Annotated in this window: 6 protein-coding genes and 1 pseudogene; 1 reads left to right on the top strand and 6 read right to left on the bottom strand. The window is 31.1% G+C overall.

Annotated features, from left to right (window positions below):
- Window positions 1-57 precede the first annotated feature (57 nt).
- On the bottom strand, window positions 58-405 hold the full coding sequence (locus ACFWDE_RS29805; RefSeq protein ID WP_002147737.1) for a winged helix-turn-helix transcriptional regulator: 348 nt from the start codon (window positions 403-405) through the stop codon (window positions 58-60).
- Between the two features lie 186 nt (window positions 406-591).
- Here ACFWDE_RS29805 and ACFWDE_RS29800 point away from each other — a divergent pair, with 186 nt between their 5' ends.
- Window positions 592-1,308, top strand: coding sequence for an SDR family oxidoreductase (locus ACFWDE_RS29800; RefSeq protein WP_377896301.1), 717 nt, complete (start codon window positions 592-594; stop codon window positions 1,306-1,308).
- A 208-nt stretch (window positions 1,309-1,516) separates the two neighbouring features.
- On the opposite strand, the pseudogene ACFWDE_RS29795 reads toward ACFWDE_RS29800, so the two are convergent.
- From ACFWDE_RS29795 to ACFWDE_RS29775, 5 genes and pseudogenes are all read right to left on the bottom strand, one after another.
- Window positions 1,517-1,968 (bottom strand): annotated as a pseudogene (locus tag ACFWDE_RS29795) (STAS/SEC14 domain-containing protein).
- A gap of 70 nt (window positions 1,969-2,038) precedes the next feature.
- Window positions 2,039-2,848 (bottom strand): MerR family transcriptional regulator, encoded by an 810-nt coding sequence (locus ACFWDE_RS29790; protein ID WP_377896300.1) that lies wholly within the window; start codon window positions 2,846-2,848, stop codon window positions 2,039-2,041.
- Between the two features lie 130 nt (window positions 2,849-2,978).
- A complete protein-coding gene (locus ACFWDE_RS29785; protein ID WP_377896299.1) occupies window positions 2,979-4,439 on the bottom strand; it encodes a serine hydrolase domain-containing protein in 1,461 nt (486 codons plus the stop codon).
- Window positions 4,439-4,951, bottom strand: a complete 513-nt coding sequence (locus ACFWDE_RS29780) for a DUF1129 domain-containing protein (RefSeq protein WP_377896298.1) — start codon at window positions 4,949-4,951, stop codon at window positions 4,439-4,441. Before ACFWDE_RS29780 ends, ACFWDE_RS29785 begins: the two co-directional genes overlap by 1 nt.
- Window positions 4,948-5,253: a PadR family transcriptional regulator gene (locus ACFWDE_RS29775; protein WP_321028309.1), complete on the bottom strand. Its 306-nt coding sequence runs from the start codon at window positions 5,251-5,253 to the stop codon at window positions 4,948-4,950. Before ACFWDE_RS29775 ends, ACFWDE_RS29780 begins: the two co-directional genes overlap by 4 nt.
- Window positions 5,254-5,316 lie beyond the last annotated feature (63 nt).

The raw sequence follows: 5,316 nt of genomic DNA, 5'->3' as shown, positions 1-5,316 counted from the left end.
ATACGAATTATTAAAACAATATGTTTCGACACATTGCAATCAGTTTACATAATAATATTATAGTTTGTTTTTATCGATGTATTCTAAATGTACTCTTCCCCAACCACACATACTATCTAAAACAGTACTGACTGTTTTACCATGTTCAGACAAACTATATTCCACTTTAGGTGGTATTTCTTGATAAATTTCACGTTTTATTAGTTGATCTTGCTCTAATTCACGAAGCTGCTTCGCTAATGTTCCTTGAGATATGTCTGGTATTAATCGCTTTAATTCACCAAACCGTTTTGTTCCATCTGTTAATAATATAAATAAAATGAGTGGCTTCCATTTACCCCCGATTATTTGTAATGTCGCTATTACTCCTTTTAATTTCGGTTCCTCTAAATTCATTTTCCTCATCACTCCCCTCAAATCATAAAATATAATGAGTAATTTTTTATATTATTTATCCGTACAACAAGCGATTAGTACGAAATTCGCGACTAAGTACATATAAAATGCGTACTTTTCAATAGTCATTTTTTAACGAATAATAAAAGCAACACAATTTCATTTTAAATCTTATATTAAGGGAGATGTTTAATCATGTCTATTACTGTATTAAAAGATAAGCATATCGTTATCATTGGTGGGAGTTCTGGTATTGGATTAGCTACGGCGAAACAAGCAATCGAACACGGAGCATATGTTATTATTGCAGGGCGCTCGGAAGAAAAGTTAAAGGCTGCTCAAGAATATATTAATAACAATCGTCTTCAAACTTATGTATTGGATAATCAAAATAAGAAACAGTTACAAGATTTTTTTAAGAAAGTTGGTAATTTTGATCATTTGTTCACACCTGGTGCCTCTTATACACTTGGGCCAATAACTGCTGCAGATGAAATTGCTGAAAGCAGCTTTATCGGAAAGTTTTGGCCACAATATTACGCAGTAAAATATGCGATTCCTTTTCTTTCAAACTCTGGATCTGTTGTGTTAATGTCTGGTGCATTTAGTCAAAGACCACTTAAAGGTGCGCCTGCTTATGGTGCTTGTAATGGGGCTATTGAAAGTTTAGGGAAAGCTTTAGCTGTTGAATTAGCACCGATTAGAGTTAATGTTGTTTCTCCTGGAACAATACAAAGAGAGAATGAACAAAACGAAAAAAGACTAGCTGCTTATGAAGATTATAAATCTCTTTCTCTTGTACAGAGACCTGGACATAATGATGAAATTGCACATACCGTCCTGTATTTAATGCAAAATAGCTTTACTACAGGCAATGTATTGTTTCCTGATGGAGGATACACATATCACTAATTTATAAAAATTTAATGCCTCCTTAGGTTAACTAGTATTGAGGAGGCTATTATTATTAATTTAGAAAGTGATCTAATAATGTAGGATCTTCAATCTGCGAAGAAAAACAATAGTGTTGGAAGCTTGTAAGCAAGTGAATTTTATGACAACGGCAACATTACGGGCATAAAAAACCAGTTGATTGAGAGCAACTGGTTCAATAAAGGTTTTATATTGGATATTCATTCAACCAAATTAATGCTTGTTCATAATCATCAAAGAATTTCACAGATTCTTTTGTATTGGATTGTTGTAAATAATTCATTATCTCCCCTTCTTCAAGGAGAAACGCAATTGCCTTACTGTGATTCAAAATGGTTTCATTGAAGAACTTATCTTTCCATACTTTTTGAACAGAAAAATGATCTGGTGTGTATCCTTTTCTATCCACCAACAATTTGTATTTCCGCCCCTCAGAAATAAATTGCTGACAAACCTGATCGAAGCCATTAAACCATTCATAAACATCAATTGTTTTAATCTTGCCAATTAGATGGGTAACAATTAAATCTCCCGAAACTGTTGTGCTAACATTCTGTTTACTCAACTTAGAATCATCTCCCTTAGTTATAATTATGCGTAAAAATCTCATGAAACAATAAGGATAAAATTCTTACGCAATAAAGCAACATTATTTACGAAAAGAGCCTAAAGAAAAAAGGCATATCAATAATGCCATTTTTCTTTATCATTATTTAATTGGATAACAAACCTCTGTAACCCACTTATTAGGATTCGATTCCATCGCGGGGCTAACATGATAAATATTAAACATCGATCCCGTTAATTCATAACCTTCCGCCTCAATCCATTTTGCCGCTGCTTCATTTACGTCTGTCATTTGTTCATAACTTCCGTTTACTATTATAGATGCTACCTTGATTGGCTCTATCTTTTTAAAATGAACATCTTTTGTATTTTCGTACTTCCCTAAAATATTTAGCTGTATTTCTACATCTACATCATTTCCCTTGTATTCTTGATCATGGAAGACAGCAATACTATAACTTGGATTAGCTATACTAATATTTTTAACATTAATTTCTTGCATTAAAATACTCCATAAATCTCCTTCGTAATTATAAGATGGAATAACCTTTCTAACGCTTGCTACTTTTCTTTCTGGAATTTCTTTTAACGAAACATGATAGTTCATCTCAACAAAATCCTCTCTCATCGTTTTCAGTAAGTCTTCGAGGAAACGTAATTGTTTTTGGAGATTGTGCATGTCTTCCTTTATTTGAGCACTACGATTTACAAATTGCGATTTTATTACTTCAATATTTTCACTCTCTACTATTTCTTTAATAGCAGCAATATTAAATCCCATATCTTTTAAAATTTGAATTTGATTTACTTTCTTTAATTGTGCAGCGGAATAATAGCGATAGCTATTTTGTTCATCTACTTTTTCTGGCTGCAATAATTCCACTTTATCGTAATGTCTCAACATACGTATGCTAATGGAAGAAAGTTTTGAAAAATCCCCTATTTTGAACATTAGTTCCTCCTATTTATTACAATTATTCGAAGCTCAACTTAAGCTTAAACAATGACATTGTGCGAGAGTCAACTATTTATAACGTTTTAAGTGATTATTTAATATGTTATATTTATATAATTAAAAACCCTTATGATTCATTTACCAATTTACTTTTCAATGCAATACATATTGATATTAATCCATTTACGGTCAATAACATCACTATAATACTAGTGAGTAAAGCTACATCTGCTGCAAACAATTTAGTCGTATGCCACGGTGAATTTGTGCAATAAATAAGAATTGGGATCAAAATAATAGATAATAGTAGAAATATACTCCCAACGAACAGCCTAGTTATTTTTTTACAAATTTTCTTACGTTTATACTTTTTCACTAACATAATTGATGTAATAATGAGTGAGAGTGTGACTATCGACATAACAATTTGTGTGAATGGTATGTTTTTAGGGATATCACCAGGTTTTTCCCCGTTCAAAATACTAATAATCCCCTTTTTCAATACCGTTAGTGCTGTTTCTTCTAATACATGATTTTTATTCGTTAAAATCACACCAGCCCAGCCGCTTTTATTTAAAGTAAACATTTCTGCACGAGCATCGGGCGTTGATCCTGAATGCCAAACCATCGTTTCGCCTTCATTTATATTTGTTGTTCTTAATCCAAACCCATAACTTTTTTCTGAATTTATTTTATAAAGCGGTGATAGATAAAGATCCATGCTTTCTTTCTTTAAAAATTGAGTGTGCTCTTGATGATTCAAAAACATTATAAATTGAATCATATCTTCCAAATTCGCGGTAATATAACCATACGGTGCTCCAGCATTATCATAAGACACTACACTTTTTCTTGGTATACCAAACCACGACTGATAACCTGTTAAATAGCCTTTTTCATATGCACTATCTTTATTTGCCGCTGCGCCATTCATTTTTAAAGGCTGAAAAACATACTTTTCTATATATGAAGAATATGTTTCATTTGTGACTGCCTCAATAAGGGCACCAAGTATCATATAATTTGCATTACTATATTGATACTTTTCCCCTGGTGGGGCATTTAATTTTACTTTTGAAAGTTTCATTACATTTTCTTTTAATGCTTTAGAACTCTTTAATTGTTTATCTGATAATGCTAAGCCTTCATATGTATTTATTCCACTTGTATGAGTTAGTAGATGTTGGATTGTTATATTTGAAGTTGATTGTGTATCTTTTAGTTTAAACGAAGGAAGATGTTGTTGAACTGAATCCTCTAATTTTATTTTTTCATCTTCTATTAACTTGACTATAGCTAAAGCTGTTAAAGATTTACTTATTGAACCGATTGCAAACGGCGTTTTACTTGTTACCTTTTTTTCTGACTCTCCAGTAATTCCCCACGATTTTGCGAAGAATACATCTTTATGATGTACAATTGCAACAGAAGCTCCTGGTATGTTCTGCTCCTTTATAAATTTTTCAATGTACTTATCTAAAGTAACTTTAATATTTTGCTCAGCATAAACCTTTGGATGTACGATACATAATATTAATACATTACAAAGAATACAAATTTGAAATAGTTTATAGATAGTTTTCTTCATTATACTTTAGATAGCTTTCTTTTTTTATAACTTACTAGGCTAATAAATACTAATATAGAGAGCGTAAAACTAAACATTATTAATACATAGTTCCACCATTGATTCTCTGCTATACGATATAAAAGATTATAATTAAATGTACTTTTGCTATTAGCTCCGTTAAATGATTCAGTTAAAAATAGTGAAAGTGTAGTTTGTGAGATGAGGTAAGTAATAACTACGATGAATATGCCACCTAAGATAAATGTGCTCGAATTTCCCTTTTCATTTTGAAGTTGTCTCATTTTAGCTTGTAGGTCAATTTCATTTATTTCTAAAAAATCTTGAACAAATAATTGAGGCGTACCTAGATCATTTATACTATCCTCCCCATTTTCACGACATTCTTGAATATGCTCTAATATTTGTTGCTTAATATTTTCCCTTTCTTCTAAGCTGATATCGTATTGCTCTAATTCCTTAAGTACGTCAGTTAAAAATTGCTTTTCTTTACCGTTTAATTCATTCCTCATTTCAGAAGGTCTCCTTTCAAACCGCTTTTTAATAATATTTGAATATCAGATTGCAATTCTAACCATTCATTAATTTTCTTCTCAAGACGTATTTTCCCGTTTTCATTAATTTCATAATAGATTCTAACTTTACCACTGTCTGTTACTTCTTGATAAGTATTAACCCACTCTTGATTTTTTAACTTAGTTAAAATAGGGTAAATACTTCCTACTCCTTTCAATTTTAAATTGTGTACTTCAAGTTCTTTCATAATTTCATAACCATAACTTTTCTTTTTCGACAAAATAGATAACACACACATTTCTAAATGACCTTTAATTAAACTTGTTTTGTCCATAGGATAAATTTAACAGAAATATATACT

It is taken from the genome of Bacillus sp. NPDC060175 (assembly GCF_042728695.1).
GTDB lineage: Bacteria > Bacillota > Bacilli > Bacillales > Bacillaceae_G > Bacillus_A.
The sequence above is the reverse complement of the archived record's forward strand: the minus strand, read 5'-3'. Positions and strand labels throughout refer to the sequence as shown.

What these genes read in the sequence shown, in the direction of transcription:
- ACFWDE_RS29805 (WP_002147737.1), bottom strand. Translation starts at nt 405, where the DNA reads ATGAGGAAAATGAATTTAGAGGAACCGAAATTAAAAGGAGTAATAGCG.
- ACFWDE_RS29800 (WP_377896301.1), top strand. Translation starts at nt 592, where the DNA reads ATGTCTATTACTGTATTAAAAGATAAGCATATCGTTATCATTGGTGGG.
- ACFWDE_RS29790 (WP_377896300.1), bottom strand. Translation starts at nt 2,848, where the DNA reads ATGTTCAAAATAGGGGATTTTTCAAAACTTTCTTCCATTAGCATACGT.
- ACFWDE_RS29785 (WP_377896299.1), bottom strand. Translation starts at nt 4,439, where the DNA reads ATGAAGAAAACTATCTATAAACTATTTCAAATTTGTATTCTTTGTAAT.
- ACFWDE_RS29780 (WP_377896298.1), bottom strand. Translation starts at nt 4,951, where the DNA reads ATGAGGAATGAATTAAACGGTAAAGAAAAGCAATTTTTAACTGACGTA.
- ACFWDE_RS29775 (WP_321028309.1), bottom strand. Translation starts at nt 5,253, where the DNA reads ATGTGTGTGTTATCTATTTTGTCGAAAAAGAAAAGTTATGGTTATGAA.